The organism is Streptomyces sp. NPDC048462, assembly GCF_043200175.1.
Lineage (GTDB): Bacteria > Actinomycetota > Actinomycetes > Streptomycetales > Streptomycetaceae > Streptomyces.
In genome coordinates this window covers 143491-169767 of sequence record NZ_JBICXG010000005.1, presented here as the reverse complement: position 1 = coordinate 169767, position 26277 = coordinate 143491, and the positions used below count along the sequence as shown (strand labels likewise).

General features: G+C 71.5%; 25 protein-coding genes. 14 read left to right on the top strand and 11 right to left on the bottom strand.

The window, feature by feature from the left end:
* Positions 1-33: 33 nt before the first annotated feature.
* A complete protein-coding gene (gene ddaH, locus ACGFU6_RS11700) occupies positions 34-942 on the top strand; it encodes a dimethylargininase (RefSeq protein ID WP_393609976.1) in 909 nt (302 codons plus the stop codon).
* Here the strand turns inward: ddaH and ACGFU6_RS11695 are convergent.
* Both ACGFU6_RS11695 and ACGFU6_RS11690 read right to left on the bottom strand, forming a co-directional pair.
* A complete protein-coding gene (locus tag ACGFU6_RS11695; protein WP_393609974.1) occupies positions 939-1934 on the bottom strand; it encodes a small ribosomal subunit Rsm22 family protein in 996 nt (331 codons plus the stop codon). The two genes, ddaH and ACGFU6_RS11695, sit on opposite strands and share 4 nt — an antisense overlap.
* A gap of 82 nt (positions 1935-2016) precedes the next feature.
* Positions 2017-3378, bottom strand: a complete 1362-nt coding sequence (locus ACGFU6_RS11690) for a multidrug effflux MFS transporter (RefSeq protein WP_393609973.1) — start codon at positions 3376-3378, stop codon at positions 2017-2019.
* Between the two features lie 78 nt (positions 3379-3456).
* Here ACGFU6_RS11690 and ACGFU6_RS11685 point away from each other — a divergent pair, with 78 nt between their 5' ends.
* Positions 3457-4455, top strand: a complete 999-nt coding sequence (locus ACGFU6_RS11685) for a Gfo/Idh/MocA family protein (RefSeq protein WP_393609971.1) — start codon at positions 3457-3459, stop codon at positions 4453-4455.
* An 11-nt stretch (positions 4456-4466) separates the two neighbouring features.
* Here ACGFU6_RS11685 and ACGFU6_RS11680 read toward each other — a convergent pair whose 3' ends face one another.
* Positions 4467-6107, bottom strand: coding sequence for an alkaline phosphatase D family protein (locus tag ACGFU6_RS11680; RefSeq protein ID WP_393609969.1), 1641 nt, complete (start codon positions 6105-6107; stop codon positions 4467-4469).
* A gap of 312 nt (positions 6108-6419) precedes the next feature.
* Between ACGFU6_RS11680 and ACGFU6_RS11675 the strand changes: the two genes are divergently transcribed.
* From ACGFU6_RS11675 to ACGFU6_RS11665, 3 genes are all read left to right on the top strand, one after another.
* The gene (locus ACGFU6_RS11675; protein ID WP_393609967.1) at positions 6420-7193 is read left to right on the top strand and encodes an SDR family oxidoreductase; all 774 of its coding nucleotides are present in this window, start codon (positions 6420-6422) and stop codon (positions 7191-7193) included.
* Between the two features lie 163 nt (positions 7194-7356).
* A complete protein-coding gene (locus tag ACGFU6_RS11670) occupies positions 7357-7824 on the top strand; it encodes a lamin tail domain-containing protein (protein ID WP_393609965.1) in 468 nt (155 codons plus the stop codon).
* 62 nt (positions 7825-7886) lie between these two features.
* Positions 7887-8771, top strand: coding sequence for a PhzF family phenazine biosynthesis protein (locus tag ACGFU6_RS11665; protein WP_393609963.1), 885 nt, complete (start codon positions 7887-7889; stop codon positions 8769-8771).
* Positions 8772-8796: 25 nt separating this feature from the next.
* Here ACGFU6_RS11665 and ACGFU6_RS11660 read toward each other — a convergent pair whose 3' ends face one another.
* Positions 8797-9738, bottom strand: a complete 942-nt coding sequence (locus ACGFU6_RS11660) for an NAD-dependent epimerase/dehydratase family protein (protein WP_393609961.1) — start codon at positions 9736-9738, stop codon at positions 8797-8799.
* A complete protein-coding gene (locus ACGFU6_RS11655; protein WP_393609959.1) occupies positions 9735-10667 on the bottom strand; it encodes a ScbA/BarX family gamma-butyrolactone biosynthesis protein in 933 nt (310 codons plus the stop codon). Before ACGFU6_RS11655 ends, ACGFU6_RS11660 begins: the two co-directional genes overlap by 4 nt.
* 254 nt (positions 10668-10921) lie before the next feature.
* Between ACGFU6_RS11655 and ACGFU6_RS11650 the strand changes: the two genes are divergently transcribed.
* The 4 genes from ACGFU6_RS11650 (at position 10922) to ACGFU6_RS11635 (ending at position 14067) form a co-directional block, all read left to right on the top strand.
* Complete coding sequence (locus ACGFU6_RS11650) at positions 10922-11584, top strand: ScbR family autoregulator-binding transcription factor (protein ID WP_393609958.1); 663 nt, start codon at positions 10922-10924, stop codon at positions 11582-11584.
* A 169-nt stretch (positions 11585-11753) separates the two neighbouring features.
* Entirely contained in the window at positions 11754-12131 is a 378-nt protein-coding gene (locus ACGFU6_RS11645; protein ID WP_393609957.1) for a VOC family protein, read from the top strand.
* A 102-nt stretch (positions 12132-12233) separates the two neighbouring features.
* On the top strand, positions 12234-13235 hold the full coding sequence (locus ACGFU6_RS11640; protein ID WP_393609955.1) for an ArsR/SmtB family transcription factor: 1002 nt from the start codon (positions 12234-12236) through the stop codon (positions 13233-13235).
* 61 nt (positions 13236-13296) lie between these two features.
* The gene (locus ACGFU6_RS11635; RefSeq protein WP_393609954.1) at positions 13297-14067 is read left to right on the top strand and encodes a nucleotidyltransferase domain-containing protein; all 771 of its coding nucleotides are present in this window, start codon (positions 13297-13299) and stop codon (positions 14065-14067) included.
* A 120-nt stretch (positions 14068-14187) separates the two neighbouring features.
* Here ACGFU6_RS11635 and ACGFU6_RS11630 read toward each other — a convergent pair whose 3' ends face one another.
* From ACGFU6_RS11630 to ACGFU6_RS11620, 3 genes are all read right to left on the bottom strand, one after another.
* A complete protein-coding gene (locus tag ACGFU6_RS11630) occupies positions 14188-15168 on the bottom strand; it encodes a Ku protein (protein WP_393609953.1) in 981 nt (326 codons plus the stop codon).
* 198 nt (positions 15169-15366) lie between these two features.
* Positions 15367-18318 carry a M48 family metalloprotease gene (locus ACGFU6_RS11625; protein WP_393609951.1) on the bottom strand — a complete coding sequence of 984 codons (2952 nt, stop codon included), beginning with the start codon at positions 18316-18318 and terminating at the stop codon, positions 15367-15369.
* Positions 18319-18900 carry a hypothetical protein gene (locus tag ACGFU6_RS11620; protein WP_393609950.1) on the bottom strand — a complete coding sequence of 194 codons (582 nt, stop codon included), beginning with the start codon at positions 18898-18900 and terminating at the stop codon, positions 18319-18321.
* A 197-nt stretch (positions 18901-19097) separates the two neighbouring features.
* Between ACGFU6_RS11620 and ACGFU6_RS11615 the strand changes: the two genes are divergently transcribed.
* On the top strand, positions 19098-19310 hold the full coding sequence (locus ACGFU6_RS11615) for a hypothetical protein (protein ID WP_393609949.1): 213 nt from the start codon (positions 19098-19100) through the stop codon (positions 19308-19310).
* A gap of 21 nt (positions 19311-19331) precedes the next feature.
* Here ACGFU6_RS11615 and ACGFU6_RS11610 read toward each other — a convergent pair whose 3' ends face one another.
* Both ACGFU6_RS11610 and ACGFU6_RS11605 read right to left on the bottom strand, forming a co-directional pair.
* Positions 19332-20630 (bottom strand): SLC13 family permease, encoded by a 1299-nt coding sequence (locus tag ACGFU6_RS11610; RefSeq protein ID WP_393609947.1) that lies wholly within the window; start codon positions 20628-20630, stop codon positions 19332-19334.
* Between the two features lie 28 nt (positions 20631-20658).
* Positions 20659-21123: a CBS domain-containing protein gene (locus tag ACGFU6_RS11605; RefSeq protein ID WP_393609946.1), complete on the bottom strand. Its 465-nt coding sequence runs from the start codon at positions 21121-21123 to the stop codon at positions 20659-20661.
* A gap of 337 nt (positions 21124-21460) precedes the next feature.
* Here ACGFU6_RS11605 and ACGFU6_RS11600 point away from each other — a divergent pair, with 337 nt between their 5' ends.
* From ACGFU6_RS11600 to ACGFU6_RS11590, 3 genes are all read left to right on the top strand, one after another.
* A complete protein-coding gene (locus ACGFU6_RS11600) occupies positions 21461-23221 on the top strand; it encodes a chloride channel protein (RefSeq protein WP_393609945.1) in 1761 nt (586 codons plus the stop codon).
* Between the two features lie 392 nt (positions 23222-23613).
* Positions 23614-24648, top strand: coding sequence for a PP2C family protein-serine/threonine phosphatase (locus ACGFU6_RS11595; RefSeq protein WP_393610312.1), 1035 nt, complete (start codon positions 23614-23616; stop codon positions 24646-24648).
* Between the two features lie 9 nt (positions 24649-24657).
* A complete protein-coding gene (locus tag ACGFU6_RS11590; protein WP_393609943.1) occupies positions 24658-25194 on the top strand; it encodes a MarR family winged helix-turn-helix transcriptional regulator in 537 nt (178 codons plus the stop codon).
* Positions 25195-25227: 33 nt separating this feature from the next.
* Here the strand turns inward: ACGFU6_RS11590 and ACGFU6_RS11585 are convergent, their stop codons facing one another.
* The gene (locus ACGFU6_RS11585; RefSeq protein WP_393609941.1) at positions 25228-25815 is read right to left on the bottom strand and encodes a TetR/AcrR family transcriptional regulator; all 588 of its coding nucleotides are present in this window, start codon (positions 25813-25815) and stop codon (positions 25228-25230) included.
* Positions 25816-25953: 138 nt separating this feature from the next.
* On the opposite strand from ACGFU6_RS11585, the gene ACGFU6_RS11580 reads away from it, so the two are divergent.
* Positions 25954-26250, top strand: a complete 297-nt coding sequence (locus tag ACGFU6_RS11580; protein WP_393609939.1) for a putative quinol monooxygenase — start codon at positions 25954-25956, stop codon at positions 26248-26250.
* Positions 26251-26277: the final 27 nt, after the last annotated feature.

The window sequence follows — 26277 nt, the reverse complement described above, 5'->3', positions numbered from 1 at the left end:
GTTCACTGTGCGACGGGGCCCGGACGGCGCACCATGGGCTCACGCACACACCCGTGCGACGCACCGGCCGCAGCGGCCACCAATGCCGCCGCGACGATTCGTGAGGAGCCCTCGTTGCCTCGTGAAGCCACACCCCGCCGCTACCTGATGTGCGCCCCGGCCCACTTCAGGGTGACCTACTCCATCAACCCGTGGATGGACCCCACCAAGCCGGTGGACCTCCCGCTGGCGCAGACCCAGTGGGAGGACCTGCGCGACCGCTACCGCGCCCTCGGCCACACCGTCGAGCTGCTCACGCCCCACCCCGGGCTGCCCGACATGGTCTTCGCCGCGAACGGGGCCACCGTGGTCGACGGCCGGGTGCTGGGCGCCCGGTTCGCGTACCAGGAAAGGTTCGCCGAGGCGGCCGCCCACCGCGACTGGTTCAGCGAGCACGGCTTCGCGGAGATCCACGAGCCCGACCACGTCAACGAGGGCGAGGGCGACTTCGCGGTGACGTCCTCGTACCTGCTGGCCGGGCGCGGCTTCCGGTCCAGTCCGCTCTCGCACGACGAGGCCCAGGAGTTCTTCGGGCGGCCGGTGATCGGCCTCGACCTGGTCGATCCGCGGTACTACCACCTGGACACGGCGCTGAGCGTGCTGGACGAGGCGGCCGACGAGATCATGTACTACCCGGCCGCCTTCTCACCGGGCAGCCGGGCGGTGCTGGCTCGGCTCTTCCCCGACGCGCTGATCGCCGAGGAGGCGGACGCCGCCGCGCTCGGGCTGAACGCGGTGAGCGACGGCCGCAACGTGCTGCTGCCGCAGGCCGCCACCGGCCTGTTCGACCCGCTGCGGGCGCGCGGCTTCGAGCCGGTGCCGATGGACCTGAGCGAGCTGCTCAAGGGCGGCGGCAGCGTGAAGTGCTGCACCCAGGAGCTGCGCGGACAGGACAGCTTCTAGCCGGCCTCGGGCGGCGGCCAGGCGTCGCCCCAGTCGATGTCCCGGGCGGCGCGGTACAGCTCGCCGTGCCGCTTGGTGACCGTGGCCCGCTGGAGCCCCCCGTCCCGGGTGCACAGCTCCAGCAGCACCTGGCCCTTGCGGATCTGCGGGCGGCGGGTGATCCGGGCCCCCACCGGGTCCACCGCGAACCGGGTCGCCGCGACGTAGCTGAACTTCTCGTCCTCGTACGGCAGCGAGCCGCCCTTCACCTTCCGGTGCAGCGAGGAGCGGCTCACCCGGACCGAGAAGTGGCACCAGTCCGTGCCGGGCTCGATGGGGCAGGCGTCGCTGTGCGGGCAGGGCGCGGCGACGGTGAACCCGGCGGCGGTCAGCCGGTCCCGCGCCTCGATGACGCGGGCGTAGCCGTCGGGGGTGCCGGGCTCGACGATCACCACGGCCTGCGCCGCCCGGCCCGCGGCGTCGACGAGCGCGGTGCGGGCCTGCGGCGTCAGCTCGTTGAGCACGTAGGAGACGGTCACCAGGTCGGCGGCGTCGAGTTCGAGGTCCTCGCCGATCCGGGCCCGCTGCCACTGGACGGATTCCAGCGCCGGGCTGCCGGAGGCGTCGGCCAGTTCGCGGCCGAGGGCGAGCGCGGGCTCGGCCCAGTCCAGCACGGTGGTGCCAGGTCCCTCCCAGGCCCCGGCGACCGCCCAGCTCGCCGCTCCGGTGCCGCCGCCGACGTCGGTGTGGGTGGCGGGCACCCAGTCCGGGGCGGCCTCGCGCAGGGCGTGCAGGGCGGACCGTACCGCTTCGAAGGTGGCGGGCATCCGGTACGCGGCGTAGGCGGCGACGTCCGAGCGGTCGCGGAGCAGCGGGGTGCCGGTGGGGGTGGTCCCCCGGTAGTTGGCGATGAGCCGGTCGACGGCCTGGGCGGCCTGTCGGGGCGGCAGCCCGTCGAGGAGTCCGGCCAGTGCCGCACGCAGGGTGTCCGCGGTGGGGAGGGAGTCGTTCACCGACGAAGTGTAGGCGGAGCCCGGCCCCGCTCCGCCCGGCCCGCCGCCGGTCACCGCCGCCCTCCCCCGGGCCCGCCGGCCGTCACGGCCTCGCGGCCACCTGCTGCCAGGGCCGGCACAGCGCCAGGAAGCAGACCATCGCGCCCGCCGCGCACACGAGCTGCACGACGGCCATCGGTACGGCCGTCGCCTCGCCCGCGATGCCGACGAGCGGTGAGGCGACGGCGCCGATCAGGAACGACGACGTGCCGAGCAGCGCGGAGGCGGACCCGGCGGCGTGCTTGGTGCGCATCAGGGCCTGTGCGTTGGTGTTGGGCATCGCGAGCCCCATCGCGGACATCAGGACGAAGAGTCCGGACGCCACCGGTACGAGTCCGACGTCGCCGAAGACCCCGGAAGTCATCAGCAGCAGCGCCGTCGCGGCCAGCACGATGACGGAGAGCCCGAAGCCGAGCGCCTTGTCGAGGCTGATCCGGCCGACGAGGATCTTGCCGTTGATCTGGCCCACGGCGATCAGGCCGATCGAGTTGATACCGAAGAGCATGCTGAAGGTCTGCGGCGAGGCGCCGTAGATCTCCTGCACGACGAACGGCGAGGCGCTCACGTAGGCGAAGAGGGCGGCGAAGGCGAGGCTGCCGGCGATCATGTAGCCGGTGAAGACGCGGTCGGCGAGCAGCCCGCGCATGGTGTGCAGCGCGTCCTTGACGCCGCCGGTGTGGCGTTCCTCCGGCGGCAGGGTCTCCTGGAGCCACTTCCAGACGACCAGGGTGAGCAGGGTGCCGACCACGGTGAGGACGGCGAAGATGCCCCGCCAGTCGGTGAGCCGCAGGACCTGTCCGCCGATGACGGGGGCGATGACCGGGGCGACGCCGGAGATCAGCATCAGTGTGGAGAAGAACCTGGCCATCTCCATGCCGTCGTACATGTCACGCACGACCGCCCGGGCGATGACGATGCCCGCAGCGCCCGCGAGGCCCTGGAGCAGCCGGAAGCCGATGAGGAGTTCGACGGTCGGGGCGAAGACGCAGAGCGCGGTGGCGAAGACGTAGATGATCATGCCGAGGAGCAGCGGGCGGCGCCTGCCCCAGCGGTCGCTCATCGGTCCGACGACGACCTGTCCGAGCGCCATGCCGGTGAGGCAGGCGGTGAGGGTGAGCTGGACGGTCGAGGCCGGTGCGTGCAGTGCGTCGGTGACGGCGGGGAGCGCCGGGAGGTACATGTCCATGGACAGCGGCGGCAGCGCGGTCAGGCCGCCGAGTACCAGGGTGACGAGGAGTCCGGTGCGCCGGGCCGCCGCCGTGGCGGCCGGGCGGGACGGGGCGGTCCCCCCGGGAAGTCCGGTTCCGGTGCGGGTCGCGACTCCGGCGCCGGCGTCGGCGCGGGTGTCGGGGGCGGTGTCGGTTATGTGTACGTGCTGGGCTCGGCTGACGCCGCTCTCCGGCATTCTGATCTCCATTGTTGTTGAATCCGCCTCTATGCTCTCAGCTCAGCCGGAATGGTCGACACCTTTTTGGGAGCGTGCATGAGCAGGACTGTCCGTTGGGGCGTGCTGGCGACCGGTGGTATCGCGGCGACGTTCACCGCCGACCTGCTGGCGATGCCCGATGCGGAGGTGGTGGCCGTGGCCTCCCGTACGGACACCTCGGCGAAGGCGTTCGCCGAACGGTTCGCGATACCGAGGGCGTACGGCAGCTGGGCCGGACTCCTCGCCGACGACGAGGTCGACGTGGTGTACGTGGCCACGCCGCACTCCGCGCACCGGGAGGCGGCCGGGCTCGCGCTGGAGGCCGGAAAGCACGTGCTGTGCGAGAAGGCGTTCACGCTCAACGAGCGCGAGGCGCGGGAGTTGGTGGAGCTCGCCCGCGACCGCGGCCTCTTCCTGATGGAGGCCATGTGGACCTACCTCAACCCGGTCATCCGGCGGATGACGGAGCTGGTGCGGGACGGGGCGATCGGCGAGATCCGCACCGTGCAGGCCGACTTCGGCTTCCCGGGCGACTTCGGCGCGGAGCACCGGCTGCGCGATCCCGCGCTGGGCGGCGGTGCGCTGCTGGACCTCGGGGTCTATCCGGTGTCGTTCGCGCAGCTGCTGCTCGGTGAGCCGGACCGGGTGCACGCGGACGCGCTGCTGTCGCCGGAGGGCGTCGACCTGAACACCGGGATGCTGCTGGGCTGGGACTCGGGCGCCACCGCCCTGCTCGCCTGCTCGATCGTCGGGCACCACCCGACGGCCGCGACGGTCATCGGGACGGCCGGACGCATCGACTTCCCGGACAGCTTCTTCTATCCGCGGCGCTTCGTGCTGCACCGGGCGGGCCATGAGCCGGAGGAGGTCACCTCGGGGCCGGGGCCGCAGGGCCTGTCGGGGATGCAGTTCGAGGCCGCCGAGGTGATGCGGGCGGTCCGGGCGGGCGAGACGCAGTCCCCGCTGGTGCCGCTGGAGGGTTCGCTCGCGGTGATGCGGACGCTCGACGCGGTACGTGACCGCATCGGCGTCCGCTACCCGGCGGACGCGCTCTAGCCTTTCGCCCGTCAGGCGGGGGTGAGGCCCTGGTTGCCCACCTCCGTGACGAGCGAGCCGGCCGTCGTGACCGGGGAGCCGGGCTTGGTGACGGCGGCCACCGTGCGGAAGTCGGCGCGCGCCTGGCGCTCCTGGAGGGTGACGACGGCGTAGCCTCGGCGCCCGTTGTAGAACTTCAGGTGCGGGTTGGCCTGCATCAGGTTGTTCCAGTTGGACGGCTTCTCGGAGCCGTCCTTGCCGCTGGTGACGGACGTGGTGACGATCTCGGTGCCGACGGTCCGGGACGAGGGGTCGTCGAAGTCCCGCTTCAGGTCGAAGGCGTAGCTGACGTGGACGTCGCCGGTGAGCACCATCAGGTTGTCCACGCCGACGGCCTCGGCGCCCTTCAGGAGCCGGTCGCGGGAGGCCGGGTAGCCGTCCCAGGAGTCCATGGAGAGTTTGTAGGCGTCGGTCGGCACGTCGCGCCGCTGGGCGAAGGTGACCTGCTGCGGCACGACGTTCCAGGTGGCCCGCGAGTGGCGCCAGCCGTCGACCAGCCAGCGTTCCTGGGCGAAGCCGGGCAGGGTGCGTGCGGGGTCCTCGGACTCGGGTCCGGAGGTCTGCCAGCCGTCGCCGTACGCCTGGTCGCTGCGGTACTGGCGGGTGTCGAGGATGTCGAACTGGGCGAGCCGGCCGAACTGCAGGCGCCGGTAGAGCTTCATGTCCGGGCCGGTCGGCCGCTGCGGGGCGCGCAGCGGCTGGTTCTCCCAGTACGCGCGGTAGGCGGCGGCGCGGCGGATCAGGAACTCCTCCGGCGGCACGTTGTCCTCGGAGGTGTCCCCCGCGTAGTTGTTCTCGGTCTCGTGGTCGTCCCAGGTGACGACGAAGGGGTGCGCGGCGTGGGCGGCGCGCAGGTCGGGGTCGGACTTGTAGAGGGCGTACCGCAGCCGGTAGTCCTCCAGCGTGGCCGTCTCCCGGTTGAAGAGGGCGGGCAGCGTGCGGTCGGTGTAGTTGCGGGCGCCGCCGGTCGCGGTCACCGCGTACTCGTAGAGGTAGTCCCCGAGGTGGAAGACGACGTCGACGTCCTCCTGGGCAAGGTGCTTGTAGGCGGTGAAGTAGCCGTCGTGGTAGGCCTGGCAGGAGACCGCGGCCAGCCGCAGTTCGCTGTTGCGGGCCCCGGGGGCGGGCGCGGTGCGGGTCCGGCCCACCGGGCTGGTCCACTTGCCGGCGCGGAAGCGGTAGTAGAGGACGCGGTCGGCGTCCAGGCCCCGGACCTCGACGTGGACGCTGTGGTGGAACTCGGGGTGGGCGGTGGTGGAGCCGCGCCGCACGACCCGGGTGAAGCGCTCGTCGCGGGCCAGCTCCCAGCGCACCTCGACGCGGGCGCGGGGCAGTCCGCTGTCGGGCTCGTACGGGCGGGGCGCGAGCCTCGTCCACAGCAGGACGGAGTCGGGCAGCGGGTCGCCGGAGGCGACGCCGAGGGTGAACGGGTCCTCGTCGATCCGCCGGGCGTCCAGCTCGGCGGCGGCCGCGGAGCCCGCTGCCGGGAGGCCGACCGAGAAGGCGAGCGCGGCGGCGGCACCGGTGACGGTGAGAAATCGGCGGCGGCCCGTGTGCCGGGCGGCGTCGCGCAGCTCCTGCTCCTGGTCCTGCTGGTGCGATGAGTGCGTCATCTGTCCCTCCCCTGACTGGTGATGTGAGGGGAAGTCCATCGGTCCAGCACATCCGGCGGTTGTCGTGCTCGCGTCGCGCGGGCGTCGCCGGGATGAGGAATGCGGCAGGAATGGGTCCCCGGGGGCAAACTCCGCATATGCGGCCAGGACCATGATCATTAACTCCGGCCGGGACGGCCCGGGAATCGCCGGTACCCGTGCCGGAATCACCCCCCGGAAGCACGAACCCGCCATCCGGGGGCACCGTTTGGCCCGACCGGAACGGACGGGACGCTCCGCCGGCCCCGGACCCTGGGCGTACGCTGCCGCACCATGAGCAACAAAGTGTTGAACTCCGCGACGAAGACGGCTGTGGTCACGGGCGCGGGCTCCGGGATCGGCCGCGCGGTGGCTCTCGCCCTGAACGGCGCGGGCTGGTCGGTGGCGCTCGCGGGCCGCCGCCCCGAGCCCCTCGCCGAAACCGCCGCCCTGGCCGGGGAACAGGCCCGGGTGATCACCGTCCCCACCGATGTCTCGCGCCCCGGGGAGGTGGACGCGCTCTTCTCCTCGGCGCACGAGTCCTTCGGCCGCCTCGACCTGCTCTTCAACAACGCGGGCACCTTCGGTCCGGGCGGCGTACCGGTCGAGGACCTCGGTTACGAGGACTGGCGCACGGTGGTCGACGTGAACCTCACGGGGGCGTTCCTGTGCGCGCAGGCGGCGTACCGCCGGATGAAGGAGCAGGACCCGCAGGGCGGCCGGATCATCAACAACGGCTCCGTCTCGGCGCACACCCCGCGCCCGCACTCGGTGGCGTACACGGCGACCAAGCACGCGCTGACCGGCCTGACGAAGTCGCTGTCGCTGGACGGACGCCCGTACCGGATCGCCTGCGGGCAGATCGACATCGGCAACGCGGCGACCGAGATGACCGAGCGCATGCGGACCGGAATCCTCCAGGCCAACGGCGAGCTGGCCGTGGAACCGGTGATGGCGGCCGCGGACGTGGCGAGGACGGTGGTCCACATGGCGGAGCTGCCGCTGGAGGCGAACGTCCAGTTCGCCACGGTGCTGGCGACGGCCATGCCGTACGTGGGACGGGGCTGACCTGCCTCGAACGATCAGAACAGGCCGTTGATCGACCGGAACTGACCAACCTTCACACCGGAGCGGCCGATGTCCGCCGGAATGACGCCCCGGCCGGTCCGGTAAGCGCGTGCTGCCCTTATGCTCAACGTTCTTCACCGGAACTACACACAAGGAACACAGCATGCGCATACGCACCGCGGTGCCCCTCGCCCTGGCGGCCGCCACCGCCCTCGCCGGCTCGCTGCTCGTCGCGGCACCGGCCTCGGCCGCCGCGCACCAGGGCGGGGTGCACCTCGGCAAGATCCAGTACGACAGCCCCGGCAAGGACACCCGGTCCAACACCTCGCTGAACGCCGAATGGGTCGAGATCCACAACAACACGAAGTCGAAGTTCCAGCTCAAGGGCTACAAGCTGAAGGACAACACCGGGTACACCTACACCTTCGCCGGCTACAACGTCAGTCCGGGCAAGACCGTCAAGGTCCACACCGGCAGGGGGAAGACCAGCCCCGGCCATGTGTACTGGAACCGCGGTTCGTACGTCTGGAACAACACCGGTGACAAGGCGCGGCTGATCAAGCCGAACGGCAAGCTGCTGGACTCCTGCTCCTGGACGAAGTCGAGCAAGGGCACCAAGAACTGCCACTGAGCCGGCCCTCGCGGTCCGGGGCCCGGGGGAATGCCCCGGACCGCGACACGGTTGTGCGGCACATGAATGAGATCCCGCACACCGCGATCCTGCGCTACACCGCCTTCTCCGCCGACCCGGACGGCGGCAATCCGGCCGGCGTGGTGCTGGACGCGTCCGGCATGGACGAGTCGGAGATGCTCGCGGTGGCGGCGGATCTCGGCTACAGCGAGTCGGCCTTCCTGACCGGGCCGGCCGAGGCGGCGGCGCCGGGCGCGCGCGGCTACGCGATCCGCTACTTCAGCCCGAAGGCCGAGGTCCCCTTCTGCGGGCACGCCACCGTCGCGACGGCCCTGGCCCTCGCCGAGCGGGACGGCCCCGGGGACCTGGAGTTCGCCACCGCCGCCGGTCCGGTGCCGGTCACCGTCGCCCGCGAGGGCGCCGAGCTGCGGGCCACCCTGACCAGCGTGGAACCCCACATCACGGACGTCTCCCCGGAGGACCTGGCGGAGGCGCTGGCCGGTCTGGACTGGCCGGCCGCCGATCTCGACCCGGCCCTGCCGCCCCGTATCGCCTACGCGGGCGCCCGGCACCTGGTGCTGGCCGCCGCGACCCGGGAGCGGCTGGCCGACCTCGACTACGACTTCGCACGCGTCGAATCGCTCATGCACCGGCTGGAGCTGACCACGCTGCAGCTGGTGTGGCGCGCGGCGGACACCGTCTTCCACGTCCGCGACCCGTTCCCGGTCGGCGGTGTGGTCGAGGACCCGGCGACGGGTGCGGCCGCCGCCGCCCTCGGCGCGTACCTGCGCGCCCTGTCCCTGGTCCCGGACACCGCCGGACTGACCCTCCACCAGGGTGAGGACATGGGCCGGCCCGGCACGCTCACCGTCGCCCTGCGGGCGGGCGACACACGGGTCCGGGTGAGCGGGACGGGCACCAGGATTCCGGCACCGGCCGGGGCCTGAGACTCCAGCGACACGGCTCGACGCTTCAGCGGCTGAGGAACTCCCGGTACCACGGGGCGTGTTCGGCGAAGGACGTACGGAAGTCCGGGCCGGGAGGGCAGTCGAAGTCCTCCCAGACCCGCTCGTCGGCGAACCAGTGGTCAACGGTGAGCATCTCGAAGTGGTGCTTGGCGTACGGGACACCGGCCAGCCGGGCGCGGGCCTCGTCCAGTCCGATCTCCGTGCTCGCCCACGGCAGCGAGAGTCCGGTGAGGACCGTCGACAGCACCTCCGAGCAGCTCACCGGCTCCGGATGGTTCACGTGGTAGACGCCGGTCGGCCGCTTCGGGGAGAGCGCGGCCCCGAGCAGCGCCCGGCCCAGCGTCGCCACGTCGATCATCGAATGGCGGGCGTCGCAGCCGACCGGTCCGGCCGACAGGTACCGCAACAGGGCCACCAGGCCGGGGATCGCCCACCGGTCCCCCGCCCCGTGCACGAGGTGCGGGCGCAGGACGGCCCCGCCGGCCGCGAGCACGTGCTGTTCGGCGGCGGCCCGGGTCAGGCTGACGGCCGAGGCGGGAGCCGGTTCGGCCATTCCGGGGAGCAGCGCCGTGAAGGGGCCCCGGCCGTAGACGGACGCGGTGCTCAGCTGGACGATCCGGCCGACGTCGCTGCGTACGGCCTCGTCGACCAGGGCCCGGGTGCCGAGGTCGTTGACGGTCCGGGCCGTCTGTTCACCCGAGCCGACGTGCGAGGCGCAGTGGATCACCGCGTCGACGCCCTCGCAGCTGCCGCGCAGCGTCCCGGGATCGGTCAGATCCCCGTACACCGTCTCGAAGCCCGGACCGTCGGCCGTCGTGGCCGGGTCGTCGAGCTCGGTGCGGTGCGTCATCAGCCGCAGGCTGACGCCGGGAGTGGAGCGGGCGGCCGCGGCCACCCGGCTGCCGACGAATCCGGTGGCCCCGGTGATGAGGATGCGCGTGGTCATGAGCGGCGGCTCCGGGCGTCGCTGAGGCCGGTCTGACGGAGATCCGGCGTACGGAGAGTGCAGGTGAAGGCGGGTTCGTCGTCCTGGACGGCCCGTATGCGGACCCCGGCGGGCGAGGTGCCGTCGGCGGGGACGGGCCTGGCGTCGATCCAGCAGGGGCGGTCGAGTTCCACGTACTGGAGGAAGTCGGCCTCTATCGATGTCGGGAGGAAGACGCGGCCGGGCGAGGCGGCCTGCGCGGCCTGCCGGGCGGCCTCCAGCAGCAGGATGCCCGGCACATGGTCGTTGGAGTGGCTGAACAGTGTCGGGTGCGCGGTGTCGAGCCGCAGTGCCCAGGTGCCGGGGGCGGCCGCGGGCGCGAGGACGACGTCGTGCTCGGAGGTCCTGCCCACGGTCCGGGGTGCGACGGCGGGCAGGAGGGGTATCCGTGCGTCGAGCATGTCGCCGCGGTGACCCCGCACCCGCTGGTAGGCCCTGGCCGAGGTGCAGCTGATCCGCCCGCCGCCGGAGGCCAGCACGGTGCCCCGGCGGTGCAGGAGGAGTTCCAGTTCCATGGAGCCGAGGCTCCGGCCGCGGCGCTGTATCCGGGAGCAGGACACGTCCACCGTGATGTCCCAGGGGTCCTCGCCCAGAACGAGGCGCCCGGCCTCGGAGACGTACCGCAGCTCCCACATCACGAACGCGTCCCCGAGGGGTACCCCGAACTCGGAGTGTGCGATCAGCATGGTGGTCTGCCGCATGGTCTCCGCGACGAGCAGCGGGTCCTGGTGGCCCCCGACGGGGGAGAAGAAGCGGTGCGACCTCGGCCAGTGGGCCGACACCGAGAACTGGGAGTCGGTCAGCCGGGTCAGCCCGGTGGGGAACACGTCCTGCGGATCGGGGCGGTGGACCAGCTGTCTCAGGTGTTCCGAGGAGCTCCTTCTTCGCACCGATTGCTCCATTCCGGCGGCGGTGGCGGAGCCCGGGACTCCGCCGGGGGCCTCGGAGCGACCGGTGTTCCTTCCGGTCCCGGCGCTCCCGGCCGAAACCGAAACGCCGCGTGAGGTGATCTGAACCATGAAGTTCCCCCAGGAGGATCCGAGTCACAGAGCCGAGCCGCCCCGCAGTAAGATACTGACAGCCCGGTTTTACTTTCCAGCCAACCCCATGTGACACCAACCCCGCCACCACTAGAGAGAAGCTGATGGCACAACAGGCGCGCGCGATCCAGACCCGCCGGTCGATCCTGGTGGCGGCCGCCGAGGTGTTCGACGAACGCGGCTACAGCAGCGCGACGATCAGCGAGATCCTCACGCGGGCGGGGGCGACCAAGGGCGCGTTGTACTTCCACTTCACCTCGAAGGAGGACCTCGCGCTCGGGGTGATGGACATACAGCTGCACAGCGCACCGCTGCCGCCGCAGCTGACCAAGCTCCAGGAACTGGTGGACCAGGGGATGATCCTCGCCCACCGTCTGCGCCATGAACCCCTGGTCCGGGCCAGTGTCGGCCTGGCCATGGACCAGGCCGTGGAGGGGCTCGACCGGGGCACGCCGTTCCGTGCCTGGATAGACCGGCTCGAACAACTGCTGCGTGCGGCGAAGAGCCAGGGCGAGCTGCTGCCGCACGTCGATCCGGGCGAGACCGCGGAGATGCTGGCCGGATCCTTCTCGGGTATCCAGGTGATGTCGCAGGTGCTGTCGCAGCGCGAGGACCTCGGCCGGCGCATCTCGGTCCTGCTGCACTACGTACTGCCGAGTATCTCGACGCCGGCCATTCTGGCCAGTTTGGATATGGCCGAAGATCGCGGTGAACGTCTGCTCAGCCTCCTCGAAACCGTACCGACCCAGGCCGGCGCCTCCAACTGACCACCGGACCGGGCGGCTTGGCAGGCCCAAAGCATACCCAGCGGTCCGGTACGAGGGGTACGACTCCGAGGCGCGATCGAACCCAGAGTGTGTGCGCGACACATGCCGACGCGTCCGTGCGGCCCGTAATGTCGGTGACACCAAGTCAGTCACGTGACAGGAGTCGCCGATGTCAGTCCGCCGCGTCGTCCCCAACATCCCCGTCGCCGAGAGCACGGGCCCCGACGGCGCAGCCGGCGCCATGCGGGCGAATGCCGCGTTCTACGGGCTGCTGGGGTTCGAGGAGGTCATGAACCAGGGCTGGATCATGACGCTCGCCTCCCCCTCACAGCCCGCCGCCCAGATCAGCTTCATGAGCGCCGACCTGACCGCACCGGTCACGCCAGACATCAGCGTGGAGGTGACGGACGTGGACGCGGCACACGCTGAGCTGGTGCGCGCGGGCGCGGAGATCGTGTACGGCCCCCGCGACGAGGACTGGGGCGTGCGCCGCTTCTTCGTACGTGATCCAGGCGGCCGTGTCGTCAACGTCCTGAGCCATCACTGACGTCGTCACCGGCCCCGGCGGGAGTGACCGGAGACGGTCTCGTCCTCCCCGTCATCTCCTGCCATAGTTGACAGCGCAGCTATGGGGACATCGGGGGATGAGATGCTGCGTATCGAGTTCGGCACGGAAGACCTCACCCGGCTGCGGCTGGCCGAATCCGTCCATCCGCTGTGGGAAACGGCGCTGAGTCTGCAGCTGTTGCAGAACCGGCACGGCGCGCTGGTCTTCGACTCGTGGCGCCGCAAGGCGCGTGCGGACCTGGACGACGAGGGGCTGACCGGGACGGTGGCCGCGCTGATGCGGATCTGCCCGCACGCGGAGTACTTCCCGGACTTCCTCACCCCGCGCACCGACGACAACGGCCTGGAGGCCGGGCTCGACACGGTGCTGTCGACGCCGCGCGAACAACTGGGACGGGAGCTCGGGCGGCTCTACCCGGACCGCCGCATGCCCGCGTCCGTGCGCCGGCTCGCGGAGGGGGATCTCACGGCGCTGCACTGGCTGGGCGAGGCGCTGCGACGGTTCCACAGTGTCGCGGTGGCGCCCTACCAGGACGCGATCCGTGCCGAGGTCTGCGCCGATCTGCCGCACCGCTCGCAGGCGGCGCTCGCCTCGGGCGCCGAGGGGCTGCTGGCCAGCTACCGGCCGGAGCTGATCCGGCGGGACGGGGCGCTGGAGTGCGCGTATCCGATCGACTGGGAACTCCCCCTCGGCGGACGCCCGTTGAACCTGATCCCGTCGTTCTTCTGCACCCGCTGGCCGGTGACACCGGCGGATCCCGAGCTGCCGCCGGTCCTGGTACTGCCGCTGGCACCCGCGCCGGGCTGGCTCGACCGGTCCCGCCCGCTGTCCGGCACCCTCGACTCCCTGGGCCGGCTGCTCGGCCACACCCGGGCGCAGGTGCTCGACGTCCTGGACCGGCCCATGTCCACCGGCGGGATCGCGGCCGAGCTGTTCCTCGCCCCGGCGAGCGCGAGCCGGCACACGGCGGTGCTGCGTGAGGCGGGCCTGATCAGTTCGCACCGCCGGCGCCACCAGGTGCTGCACCGGCGGACCTCGCTGGGCGAGGCCCTGCTGAACGGAGAGCCGGGGACGGCGGCGTGACCCGGGCCGTGAACCACACGGAACCACGGCGTCCGGCAGGGCGCTCTGCGAGAATCCGGCCATGACAGCAACCGCAACGGATCACGTGCTCAAGCGGTTCGTCGCCGACGTACGGCAGTTGGTGCCGACGGTAGCCGTCTGGGCGCACGGCTCACTGGCACTCGGCGACTTCCAGGAGGGGCGGAGCGATCTCGACCTCATCGCCGTCGTGGAGAGCCCGCCGGACGCGGCGCAGCGGGAGCGGCTGGCCGGGCTCCACCAGCGGCTCCTGGACGAGGAACCGGCGGCGGCCGAGCTGCACTGCTCGTACATGCCGGGGGAAGCACTGGCGGACGCCGAGGCGGACCATGTCACCTGGGCACACGCGATGATCCAGGAGCGCCCGGTCACCCCGGTCACCCGCCGGGAACTGCTCGACGGCGGACTCACCCTCCACGGTCCGCCTCCCGGGCAGCTGCTCCCGCCGCTCGCCCCGGGGCAGCTGGAGGACTACATCCGGCGCGACCTCAGGGAGTACTGGCTCCCGGCCACCGACAAGGCCCGGCTCTGGCTCCAGGACATCTGGGTGGACCTCGGCCCGCTGGTGCTGGCCCGCGCCTCGGTCACGCTGCGCGACGGTAGGCTGATCACGAAGGGCGAGGCCCTGACGGAACTGCCGGCCATCGGCGCACCCGCAGACCTGGTCCAGGACATCCGCGAGCGCCGGTACGCGGACCCCTTGCCGCTCAGCGACGCCGAGCGCGTCCGACGGGGCGAGCGGGCACGTGCCTTCGTCCGGGACGGCATCCTGATCACGCTCGGGACGGGGACGGGGACGGCCTCGGGGACGTGAGTCCCGGCCCCGCGAGGCCGGTGTGCGGGCGACCGGTGCACGCGGCCGGTGTGTGCGAGGCCGTGTGCGTGGCCGGTGTGTGCGACGCCGGTGTGCACGCGCCCGGTGTGCGTGGCCGGGTCAGGACGCGCTGCGCCTCTCGGCCGCGGTCTTCCCGGCCGTCGCCGTCTTCGCCCGGGACCTCTTCGCCGCGGACTTCTTCGCCGCCCCCTTGCCGGCCGCCGTCTTCTTCGCCGGGGTCTTCCTGGCCGGGGTCTGCTTGGCCGGGGCCTTCTTGCGCGACCGCATGGTGTGCACGGTGGCGTCCTCGCCGTCCGCGCCCCGGCTCTCCTTCGCGGCCTCGACGGAGGCGTTCAGTGCCGCCATCAGGTCCATGACCTGTCCGGACTCCTGCTCCGCGTCCTCGGCCGGCTCGGGAGCCTCCTTGCCCTCGGACTTCGCCTCGATCAGCTGCTCCAGGGCTTCGCGGTAGCGGTCCCGGAAGCCGGAGATGTCGTCGCTCGCCATGGTCTCGGTGAGCTGGACGGCCTGCTCGATCTCGTTCTCGTCCAGCTCCACGTCCTTCGGCGCGAGGGACTCCGGGCTGCGGATCTCGTCGGGCCAGTGCATGACGTGCAGCACGATCGCCTCCTCGCGGACCTGGAGCATGCCGAGGCGCTCGCGCCCGTGCCAGGCGAATTTGGCGACGGCGACCTTCTCGGAACGCTCCAGCGCCTGCCGGAGCAGGGTGTACGGCTTCGCCGCCACCTGGCCGCCGATCGCCAGGTAGTAGGAGTCGGCGATCCGGACCGGGTCGATGCTGTCCGCGTCGACGAACGTGACGATCTCGATCGCCTTCGCGGTCGGCAGCGGCATCTGGTCGAGTTCCTCGTCCGTGATCGGGACGGTCTCGTCCTTCGCGACCTCGTAACCCTTGCCGATCTCGTCCTGCGACAGCTCCTCGCCGTCGAGGTCGCACACCTTGCGGGTGCGCACCCGGCCCATGTCCGAGAGATGGAACTGATGGAAGTGGATCGCGTGGTCCTCGGTCGCGCTGATCATCTTGACCGGGATCGTGACCAGCCCGAAACTGATCGCTCCGCTCCACAGGGGTCGCGGCATCCGTACCTCCAGGCGCGTGGCGGGTGCGGGCCGGATCGACCGGTACGCACGGTGAACGGCCGAACGGGGCTGGCCGGGCCCGCCGCCGCCCGCACCTCGATCCTGCCGCCGACCCGGCGTGATCGCATGCGGAGCGGGCGCGGTGATCCGGAGCGGCGGTTCAGGGGGGGGTAGCGGGCGTCCGGGCGCGTCGCCGGGTCAGGGCTCGGCCGCAGGGGGGTGGTCGCAGACGGCAGTGCGGCCCGTGGCGGCCCGGCGGGAGGTGCCCGGGTAGCCGCCCGCCCGCAGGACCCTGTCGATCCCGGTGTTGACGGTCTCCGCGCAGCGGGCGGCGGAACGCAGCCCGAGCAGGGCCTTCCGCAGCGCGTCGTTGTCGTGCGCTTCCAGGGCTTGCTTGCAGCCCCGGTTGCCGGTGTCCGCCCAGGTGACCATCCGGTGCCAGTCGGCTCGCAGGAGCGGATCGGCCGGTACCCGGAACCAGACCGTCTCGAACCAGGCGGCCCTCCCCCAGCTGGTGCAGACCGGCAGAACCGTCCGGTTCAACGCGGGCCAGGGTTCCTTGGTGGCATCCGCCGCCCGGATGACGACGCTTAGCTGCCTGTCGTACGACACCGCGAGGTTGATGAGATCGTCCCCGCTGAGCCGGTACCAGGCCCGGATCTGCCGCGCGCGGGCAGCGTCCGACAGGTGTGGTTCCGGGAGGCCCCAGAACTGCACCAGCCTGCGCTGGGAGGTGATCTCGTTGGTCGTGAGCCCGAGCCGGTACCTCCCCACCGCGCCCTGCGTCGCGGTGCCGGCGAGCGCCACCGCGCACAACAGCGCCACCGCGGTCCGGACGCGGCGTCCCCATGCCGGGGCGGGGCCGGGGGCGGGGGCCGCCGGCCGCCGTCGACGGCCCGGCAGCGTGGCGGCCGACGCGGTGACGAGCGCGGTGACGAGCGCGATGAGGAGGGCGGCGAGCGCGGACAGGACCAGGGCGTTGTTCAGCACGAAGTCGAACGGGAACAGCGGCCTGTGCCAGGCCGGCCGCCAGGCGCAGCTGTCCGAGAGGACGTCGAGGGGGGCGATGCAGCCGTCCACCGATACGAGCAGGGTCATGGCGGCGAGTCCCAGCAGGGCCGTCGTCTGGGCGGCGATCAGTGCGCCCAGCAGCCGGTAGCGGCGGTCCGCGGTGCTCGCCACCGCCGCGGCCGCGGCTGCGGGCAGACAGAGGGCCGACAGCAGGAGGGCCAGGTAGCGGTAGGCGTAGAGCCCGCCCCGCCCGGCCGGCACCGGCTGCCCGGTGTGCAGGTAGGCCTGGACGCCGGCCACGGCCAGGCAGGCCAGCGCACCGCCCAGCAGTCCGGGCCGCAGGACCTTGCGCAGCGAGGCCGCGGGCGCTTCCGGGTAAGCCGTCCGGCCGGGCACCCAGCGGGGGGTGCCGGCCGCCGGGCCGCTCGCCCAGGCGAACAGCGGAACCACCCACAGCACGGTGACCGCGAGGGCGCCCATCGGGGTCTCGGCGATGTTGTCCAGCTGCGGCTGGACCACGGCGAGGCCGGGAATCGTGCTCAGGTCCCCGGCCGGCGCCTCGGAGGGCAGCCATGCCAGGATCGCCCGCGCCGCCATCCCGGCGCTCGGTGCGGGCCTGTTCAGGTTCGCGGCGCCGGCGAGCATCCACCACGTGAGCCACGACATCATGGCGAGGGAGGCGGCCGCCACGCAGGACGCGAGCGCGGGACGCAGGGTGCGGCCCCTCGCCGCGCCGGTCCACAGACGCGCGCACTGGGTCACCCACCAGCCGAAGGCCGCCCCCGCCGCCACCGGGACGAGCAGGACCGGCGGGCGCTGCGGCAGCCAGGCCCAGCCCGCGCCGAAGCCGCTCAGGACCAGGCCCGCCGACATCCCGGCGCCCAGGCACCCCCCGGCCCAGGCACCGGAGGGCACTCGGGCGCCGGTCAGCACGGCGTAGACCACGGCCCGCCACAGGGCGACCACGATCACGCCCGTCACCAGTGCGCCGGGCACGATCACCAGGAGCGTCATCAGGTTGTTGGTGAAGTCGACGCGGTACTGGGCGATCTGCAGGAGCACCTGCGGCACGGCCAGGGAGGGCACCGTACCGATGAGGAGGATCGGCAGGGCCGCGGTGCGGAACAGCGGTGCGGGATCGGCCAGCGCGCCCCGGCGCAGGCCCCATTGCGGATGCGTACGCCACAGTTCGGTGAACGAGTCGAGGGCGCGGCGCACCGGGCCCCCGGGCGTCGGGGCGGTGACGGACCAGCCGTGCGGGTCCGCGCCCCAGCGCACCGCCGTCAGGTCCGCGTAGATCTCCCGGCTCCGCAGCGCGTCGGAGCGGGCGAGGTACAGCAGCGCGACCATGACGAGGGCCAGCACCGCCGGCCGGCCCATCCTCGGCACGCCGCCGCCCGCCACCACGCTGTAGACCACGTAGCCGAGGCAGAGCAGGTACGGCAGCAGCACCAGCCCGAGGAAGACCCGCCACAGGGCGACCGTGAGGTAGGTCAGGGTGACGTCACGGTTGGCGATGTGGGCGAGCTCGTGCAGCAGCACCGCCCGGAACCGTTCGGGATCACTGCGCCGGACGACGAGCAGGCCGCCGTGCAGGCAGACGACCGGACGGCGAGTACGTCCGAAGACCACCGCGCCGACCGAGGTGGCGGCGGGATCGATCACGAACCGGGGCATCGGCGACACCCCCGCGACCGCACACAACTCACTAATCAGAGACCGGAGTTCACCGCTCTGATCGACCGCCTCCAGCGGGACGACACGGCTCTGCCGGGCCTTCCACATGGGCAGTACGGCGAAGAGCAGCCCGGCCGCGACCATCAGCACCAGGGGCCAGCCCGCGATCTGCCACCAGGGCGGCGCGGGCGCCCAGAGGGACAGGCAGAAACGGGCGGCGGTCGCCTGGCCGGAAATGCTGAGCGATGTGTTCCAGTAGCTGCCGTCGCTGAGGTCCACACCTGCGGCGAGGCTGCATCCGTCCTGGTCCCCGTGGGCCAGGACCTGGAACACCGCCAGGATCATGGCACCGCCCGCGGTCAGCATCAGGAGCAGCAGGGTGACGAAGCGGGGTCCCGTTCCCGCGCCGAGGACCCTCTCGTCGATCCGGAGCCGCGCACCCGGCCCGGGTACGGCGGCCATCTAGTCCTGCCCGGTGGCCGGCCCAAGAGCATCCGGCTCGACCGACGGCCCCGGCTCCAACGGCCCCGGCTCGGGTGCGGCCGGTGCCGTCAACTCGTCGGCCAGCACCAGCCGGGCCACGACCGCGTCCGCGATCGCCTCGGCCCGCACGGTCTCCAGACCGCGCTGTTCGCCCGCCGCCAGGACGAGGGCCCGTACCGCCGCCAGTTGTTCCCGCGTCAGCGGCGGGACTCCGGCTGCCGGGGCGGGCCGCCGCCTCGGCACCAGTCGTCGCACCATGGCCGTCATCCCCTCGGAGATACGCGTCGCCGTCGACTCCGCCGTCCGCTGCGCAACCCCGTCGAGCACCAGCCAGACGACGGGCGTCACCAGCGCGGCGACCTCGCCGAACCCGAATCCCAACGGCTCGCGGCGCCCGCCCCTGCGGCTCAGCCGCCGCACCACCGTGGCGTCGTCGAAGCGGCAGAGCCCGTCCACGAGCGGCAGTTCGTCGGGCGCGAGGTCCGCCACGACCGCACGCACCAGATCACGCACCAGCGGGCCGGACCGATCGCCACCGGTCCTGGCAGTTGCGGATTCCACTCGTCCCCCAGACGTCCCGAGCCTCCCCCGGCCCGCAGCGAACCGGCCTACGACCAAGCACTGTCCCATGCGATGTGACGGCTCGGCAGAGTTTTCCGCAGGACCGCATATGCGGCCGGCTGCCCCGCCCAGCACGTCGGCGGGTGTGAGCACACGTACTCAAGCGCGCCATGGGCACGCAGCGATACGGTCGCGGGATGGTCATGCGACCGAAGCGGCAGGCGGCGGGCTCCACGGCACACGGTGGCGGCTACCTGGTGCGCAACGCGTTGTTCCGCATGTGGGTCGTCCTCGCCCGCGCCCTGCCGGAGGGGGCCTTCTGGTACCCGCTCTGGCTCGGGGCCGTGCTCTGGAAGGGGCGGAGCGGCAGAGGGGCGTCAGGCGCCCGTGCCGCTCCGCGCAGTCCGTGATCCACGGACCTCGGCCCTGGGTCAGGCGAGAGCGAAGTAACGCAGCCAGAGGTAGGCGGCCGCGACGGCGAGGGTGGCGGCGGTGACGACCAGACCGTACTTGGTGAACTGCCAGAAGCTGATCGGTGTGCGGTTGCGTTCCGCGATACCGAGGACGACCACGTTGGCGCTGGCGCCGATGGCCGTGGCGTTGCCGCCGAGGTCGGCGCCCAGAGCGAGCGCCCACCACATGACGTGCTGGGTGGAACCGCCCATGCTGTGAACGAGATCGCTGGTGATCGGTGCCATCGTCGCGACGTAGGGAATGTTGTCGACGACTCCGGACAGGATTCCGGAAGCGCCGAGGATCAGCATGGAGCCGCCGAGTTCCTTGTCTCCCACGGCGTTGGCGAGCGCTTTGGAGACTTCGCCGATGACGCCGGTGTCGATGAGCCCGCCGATCATGATGAACAGTCCGGCGAAGAACGCCAGCGTGGGCCACTCCACTTCCTTCAGGACCTCGCCGGTCTCCACGGTGGAGACGGCGATGAGCAGGCCGGCTCCGAGAAGCGCGACGATGCTGGGTTCGTAGTGGAGTACGGGATGCAGGACGAATCCCACGATGACCAGGGCGAGTACGGCAAGCCCCTGGACCAGGAGGCGCCGGTCCCGGATCGCTTCCTTCTCGTCCAGCTCCATGACCTCGGTCGCCCGCTGCTCGTCGTAGACGAACGACTTGCGGAACAGGAACCGGCACAGGGCGATCAGTACGAGGGTCAGCAACGCGGACAGCGGGGCCAGGTGGACCAGGAAGTCGTTGAAGGTCAGTCCGGCCCGGCTGGCGATGATGATGTTGGGCGGGTCGCCGACGAGCGTTGCCGTGCCGCCGACATTGGAGGCGAGGACCTCGGCGATCAGGTACGGGGCGACGGGCAGTGCGAGGCGTTCGCAGATGAGCAGGGTGACAGGGGCGATCAGCAGGACGGTGGTGACGTTGTCCAGGAGGGCCGACGCCACGGCGGTGATGACGATCAGCATGGCCATCACCCGGAAGGGCTTGGCCCTGGCCTTCTTGACGGACCAGATCGCCAGGTACTCGAACATGCCGGTCTTCTTCAGCACGCCGACGATCATCATCATGCCGAGCAGCAGGAAGATGACGTTCCAGTCGATACCGGAGCCCTCTGAATAGAAGGCCGAACGGTCGTCGGTCGCCCCGATCGCCAGCATCAGGCCGGCGCCGCCCAGAGCGGCCGCGACCCGGTGGATCCTCTCACTGATGATCAGGGCATAGGTGCCGGCGAAGACGGCGATGGCCGCCCAACCGTGCCAGTCACTCACGTGGTCTCCATTTACTTCTGTGCTCCGACTACTTCTGTGCCCCGAGCAGTTGCTGAAGGAGGTGCGAGGCGGTGATCACGCCGAGCAGACGGGTGCCGCCCCGCTCCCCCTTCTCGGTCACGGCCACCAGGGGGCTGCGCACCTGCGCCATGAGCGCGGCCACTTCCAGAGCGGTGTCATCAGGTGCGGCAACGGGCGGCGGGACGGCCTTGACCGGCAGGCAGTCGCCGACCGTGCGTCCGGCCAGCGCCTCGCACAGCCGGTCGGCGTGCCTCTCGTCGATGACCGCTGCCAGGGTGGGGTCATCGATCACGTAGGAGGGCACCAGCACCTTGACCAGCTGGGAGGCCGGCATGATCGCGACCGGAGCCCCGTCCGCGTCCACCACGAGCAGCGCGGGCAGCGTCCCCCCGGCCATCAGCCGTGCGGCGTCGAGCGCGTCGCTGTCGACGTCGACCGTCTCGTACTCCACCGCCAGATCACGTGCGCGCACGGTCGGCTCCCTTCCGCTGTGGGTGTCTGTCTGCTCCGCCCGCTGGATACCGGACCGCGGCGCAGCGGTTCGTGCACCACCTCCACGTACCCGCCCGGCGGCACGGCCCCGGACAAGCACGTCCCCCGGAGGGGACCACTGACCAGCGGCGCGGCGGACATCGCCGTACGCTACGCCACCGGCCAGAAGGGGAACGCGGCAAGGAGCACCGTACGCGCGGACAACTGGACCGCGACCGGCACGGCAACACTGGCATACGAGCACCAGCACCATTCTTTGCCTAGTGCAATAAATCACAAACGTAGAATCGCCGCATATATTTTTGCATAATGCAAACATGTGGAGCAGGGGAATCACAGAAGCAGCAAGGATCCGCGAGGAACACGGGAGGATCGCGGTGCTCGCCGCGCTGACCGGCATCGGCGCGGGGCTCGGGTCCATCGTGTTCCGGTGGCTGATCATGTCCTTCACCCGCCTTTTCTCCGGGCACGCGGACTACGCGGGCGCCGGGCACGCCGCCAACCCGCACATCCCCTGGCTCGGCCCCTTCTTCGTACTGCTCACGCCTGTCGTCGGCGGTCTGTTGTACGGCCCGCTGGTGGACCGGTTCGCCAAGGAGGCCAGAGGCCACGGGGTGCCCGAGGTGATGCTCGCGGTCGCCCGGCGCGGCGGCCGCATCAACGCCAATGTAGCCGTCGTCAAGTCGCTGGCCTCGGCGCTGACGATCGGGTCCGGCGGATCGGTGGGACGGGAGGGCCCGATCGTGCAGATCGGCTCGGCACTGGGCTCCACGCTCGGCCGGATGGCCAAGGTCACCGAAGGCCGGATGCGGCTGCTGGTCGCCTGTGGCGCGGCCGGAGGTATCGCCGCGACCTTCAACGCGCCACTGGCCGGGGTGTTCTTCGCGATGGAGCTCATCCTGCGGGACTTCGCCATCGAGTCGTTCGGCGCCGTCGTCCTCTCCAGCGTGGCCGCGAGCGTTATCGGGCGGGCCGCGTTCGGCGACAGCGCCTTCCTCGACCTGCCTTCGTTCCATGTCGAACACATCGCCCAGTACGGACTGTTCGCCCTGCTCGGTATCGCCGCCGGATGCGCGGGGATCGGCTTCACCCGCGTCCTCTACTGGGTCGAGGACGCCTGCGACTGGGCGTGGCGCGGCCCCGAGTGGCTGCGGCCCGCGGCCGGTGGTCTGCTGCTGGGCCTGGTCCTGCTGGTGCTGCCGCAGATGTACGGGGTCGGCTACCCGGTCCTGGAGAAGGCCGCCGAGGGCCGCTATGCCGCCGGGTTCCTGCTGCTGCTCCTGGTCGGCAAGATCCTGGCCACCAGTCTGACCATCGGGATCGGCGGCTCCGGCGGAGTGTTCGCGCCGAGCCTGTTCATCGGCGCGATGCTCGGTTCCGCGTACGGCATCGGGGCGCAGCAGCTGCTGCCCGGCACGGCGGGGGCGGTCGGAGCGTACGCGCTCGTCGGGATGGGCGCGGTGTTCGCCGGATCGGCGCGGGCACCGATCACCGCGGTCGTGATCCTCTTCGAGCTGACGGGCCAGTACTCGATCATCCTGCCGCTGATGCTCGCCATCGTCACCGCCACCCTCGTCAGCAAACTCCTCAGCCGGGACACCGTCTACACCCTGAAGCTCCGCCGCCGCGGCATCGATCTCGACGCGGCGGCCCCCGTCGCCGCACCGCGCGACCGGCGGGTGGACGAGGTCATGGAAGAACTCCCGTATCCGCTGTCCGCCCGGACCGCACTGTCAGCAGCCGCCCTGTTGCTCGCGCACTCCGAGCACGGCAGCCTGCCGGTATTCGACGCGGACGAGAAGTACGTCGGAACGCTCACCGCCCGCGCGGTGGCGGAGGCCCTGGCCGCGAACCCGGACGGCGGGGCAGACGCACCGGCCACGGCCGGTGACCTGGTCGAACTGCCGCCCCGGGTCCACTGCGACATGCAGCTGTCGGCCGCGCTGCACGCCCTGATGTCGGCTCCGGGCACCGGGCTGCCCGTGCTCGACGCCGACCGGGGCGCTCCGGTCGGCTGGATCACCCACCAGAGCGCCCTGCGCGCGCTGCACCCGTCGCCCGTGGCAACACCCTCCTGATGCCCGCTCATCGAGACGGACCCGACAGCCCGGTCCGTCTGCCGGGCCTGCCCCGCCGGGCCGGCGGGCCCGGGGCAGGGGCGGCCCGCAACAGGACTTGCTCACGGGGCATCCTCGAGACCGGAACCAGTGCATGATGAACCTCGTTCCGGTGACAGACAGCGAAGGAAGCCCGCTCCACCGACCCATCCGTCGCGCGGGGTGAGTGGCACGTGAGAGAGAGGACGATGATGCGTCCAGCCCGGTCGGATCCCCGCCCTCGCGAGCGCACCGGCCTCTTCGGCCGCAGGCGGGGCTCCCTTCCGGACAGTCGACCGCCTGCGTCCGACGGGACGGACATCGAGCGGACGCCGCCCGCGCCCGTCGCGCTCTCGGTCCTGCCCTTCGCCGTGATGCTGATCGTCGCCGTCGTGGACGTGTCGGCCGGTTCGGGGGCTGGATTCCTGCCGCTGGTGGCACTGGGGCCTGCCTTCGCCGGGCTGGTCGGCGGCTGGCGGCGCACAGCGGTCATCGGAGTCCTGGCGCTGGCTCTCTGCACGGCGCTCGGTCTCTACGACGAGGCGTTTCACGGACGACGGGGCTATACGGCGCTGGCGTCGGTGGCGGGCGTGACCGCGGCGGGCTGGGTGGCCGCCGTCATGCGGCAGCGGCGCGAGAGGGAGTTCGCGAACATGCGGTCCATCGCGGAGGTCGCCCAACGGGTGCTCCTGCGACCGGTGCCGCGCCGGGCGGGCCATCTGCACACGGCGCTCTCTTACACCTCGGCGGTGGCGGAGGCCAGGATCGGCGGGGATCTCTACGAGGTGGTCGCCACCCCCACCGGGGTTCGGGTCATCGTCGGGGACGTGCAGGGAAAGGGGCTGGCGGCGGTGGAGACCGCGGCTGTCGTCGTAGGAGCCTTCAGGGAAGCGGCCTACGAGGAGCCGGAGCTGACCGGTGTCGGTGCCCGGGTCGAGCGGGCCGCCGACCGCGTCCTGCAAGGCGAGAAATTCGTCACCGCTCTCATCGCCGAGCTCAGCCCCGGACGGGGAGCCGTGTTCCTGAACTACGGCCATCCGCCCCCCATGGCCGTACGCGCCGATGGAACGGTGAGGTTCCCGGAGCCCGATCAGTACGCTCTGCCGCTGGGACTCGGCATCCACGCCGCGGACGGGCCGAAGCCGTTCCGGGTCGACTTCGGCCCCGGTGATCAGCTCCTTCTCTACACGGACGGGGTGACCGAGGCGCGGAACCAGGAGCGCGCCTTCTACCCACTCGCCGAGCGGGCCCACCTGCTGCGGGACGCGGACCCCGAGTTGGCACTGAACGCACTGCACGACGATCTGACGGAACACGCCGGAGGGCAGCTGCACGACGACGCGGCCATGCTGCTCCTCCGTCACCGCGAAGAGGGCACCGGCAGCGGCAGCCGGCCCGAGGCACGGTAGAAAGAGCCAATGAGCGAGCAAGCGCAACCCGCTGCCCCAGGCATCGACGACGTCGACGCGGTGACCCACGCCGTACTGACGGCGTCCCGGCTGCTGGTGGCCGTATCGGCCAGGTCGCTGGCCGAGGTCGAGGACCGGGTCACCCTCCCGCAGTTCCGTCTGCTCGTCGTGCTGTCGACGTACGGCACAGCGAAACTCGTGGTGCTCGCCGAGCTGCTCGACGTGAATCCGTCGACAGCCATGCGCATGCTCGACCGCCTCATCTCGGCCGGGCTCGCCGACCGGCAGACCGATCCGGGTGATCGGCGCGCGACACTGCTGCGCCTCACCGCGGAGGGGCACCGCCTGGTCGAGGAGGTCACCGCCCGCCGCCGCAGGGAGATCGCGACAGTGGTGGAGAAGCTCACCCCTGAGGAGCGATCAGCCCTGGTGAAGGCCCTCACGGCGTTCAGCGACGCGGGCGGCGAACCGTCGGTGGCCGCCGGCAAAGACACCGCGCCCTACCCACTCGGCTGGTCCGACCCGCCCGCACACCGGTCCGCTTGACCCGCGAGTTGGGCATGATCCGAACGAGCGGCCCTAATCGCGCTCCGGTGCACGTCGCGTGAGAAGCGGCACCGCGATGCCGTCCACGATCCGCTCGATGGCCTCGGTGGATACCGGCCGCAGCGTCAGGAGAACCTCGTGCCGGAACAGATCGAAGGGAAGCGAGACGAGACGCGGCTCCAGTAGGGCGGGGTCCACTTCGCCCCGCTGGACGGCCCTCTGAACGATCGTCTCGGCGGCCGAACTTCGGCCGCCCATGATCTGCTCGCGAAGTTGTTCCGGGTTCGTTCCCGTATCCGCGAAGTAGCTGTCGAGGAGGATCGCGGTCGCCACGAGCAGGTCGGTCCGCGATGCGTTGGCCGCCCGCATGATGGCGATCAGGTCGCCGCGAAGAGTTCCCGTGTCCGGTACGTCGACGACCCGCCGCGAACTCGCGTGCGCGATGGCCGCCTCGACCATGAGGACCTTGTTGGCCCAGCGGCGGTAGATCACCGGCGTGCTCGTGCCGGCCCGCTTCGCGACCGCTTCCAGTGTGAACGCCGCATATCCGCGCTCGGTCAGCTCGGCCCACGCGGCTTCGAGCAGTGCGTCCTCGAGGTCCTTGCCTCGTCTGCGCCGCATCGCGCCTCCGTACCGGGTTGGGTTGGGTTGGGTTGGGTTGGTGCACCTTACGGCGTCCATGTACAGTCCAAAATAAGATGTGACACCACATCTTAATTGACCGAGAGAGACGATGGGGACAACAAGGGAGCGCCACCCATGAGCAACCAGGACACCGTCACGGTCCTGATCGAAATCCATGCCGAGGCGGGCCAGGAGCAGCAGGCTCGCGACGCGCTGCTCCACGCGATCCAGACGTCCGAGAAGCCGGGCCTGATCAGCTCCACCGAGTACGACGACGTCAACGACCCCGGAGCGTTCTACGCCATCCAGGTCTGGGAGAACGCGGACGCCTTCCGCGCCCACATGGAGGATGCCGCCAACTCCGGTATGCGCGAGGCGATCCAGGTCCTGAGCGAGCACCCCAGGACCGCCGTACTGCGCACCATCGGCTGAGCCGGGCCTCTCGTCCTCCCGGGGCGC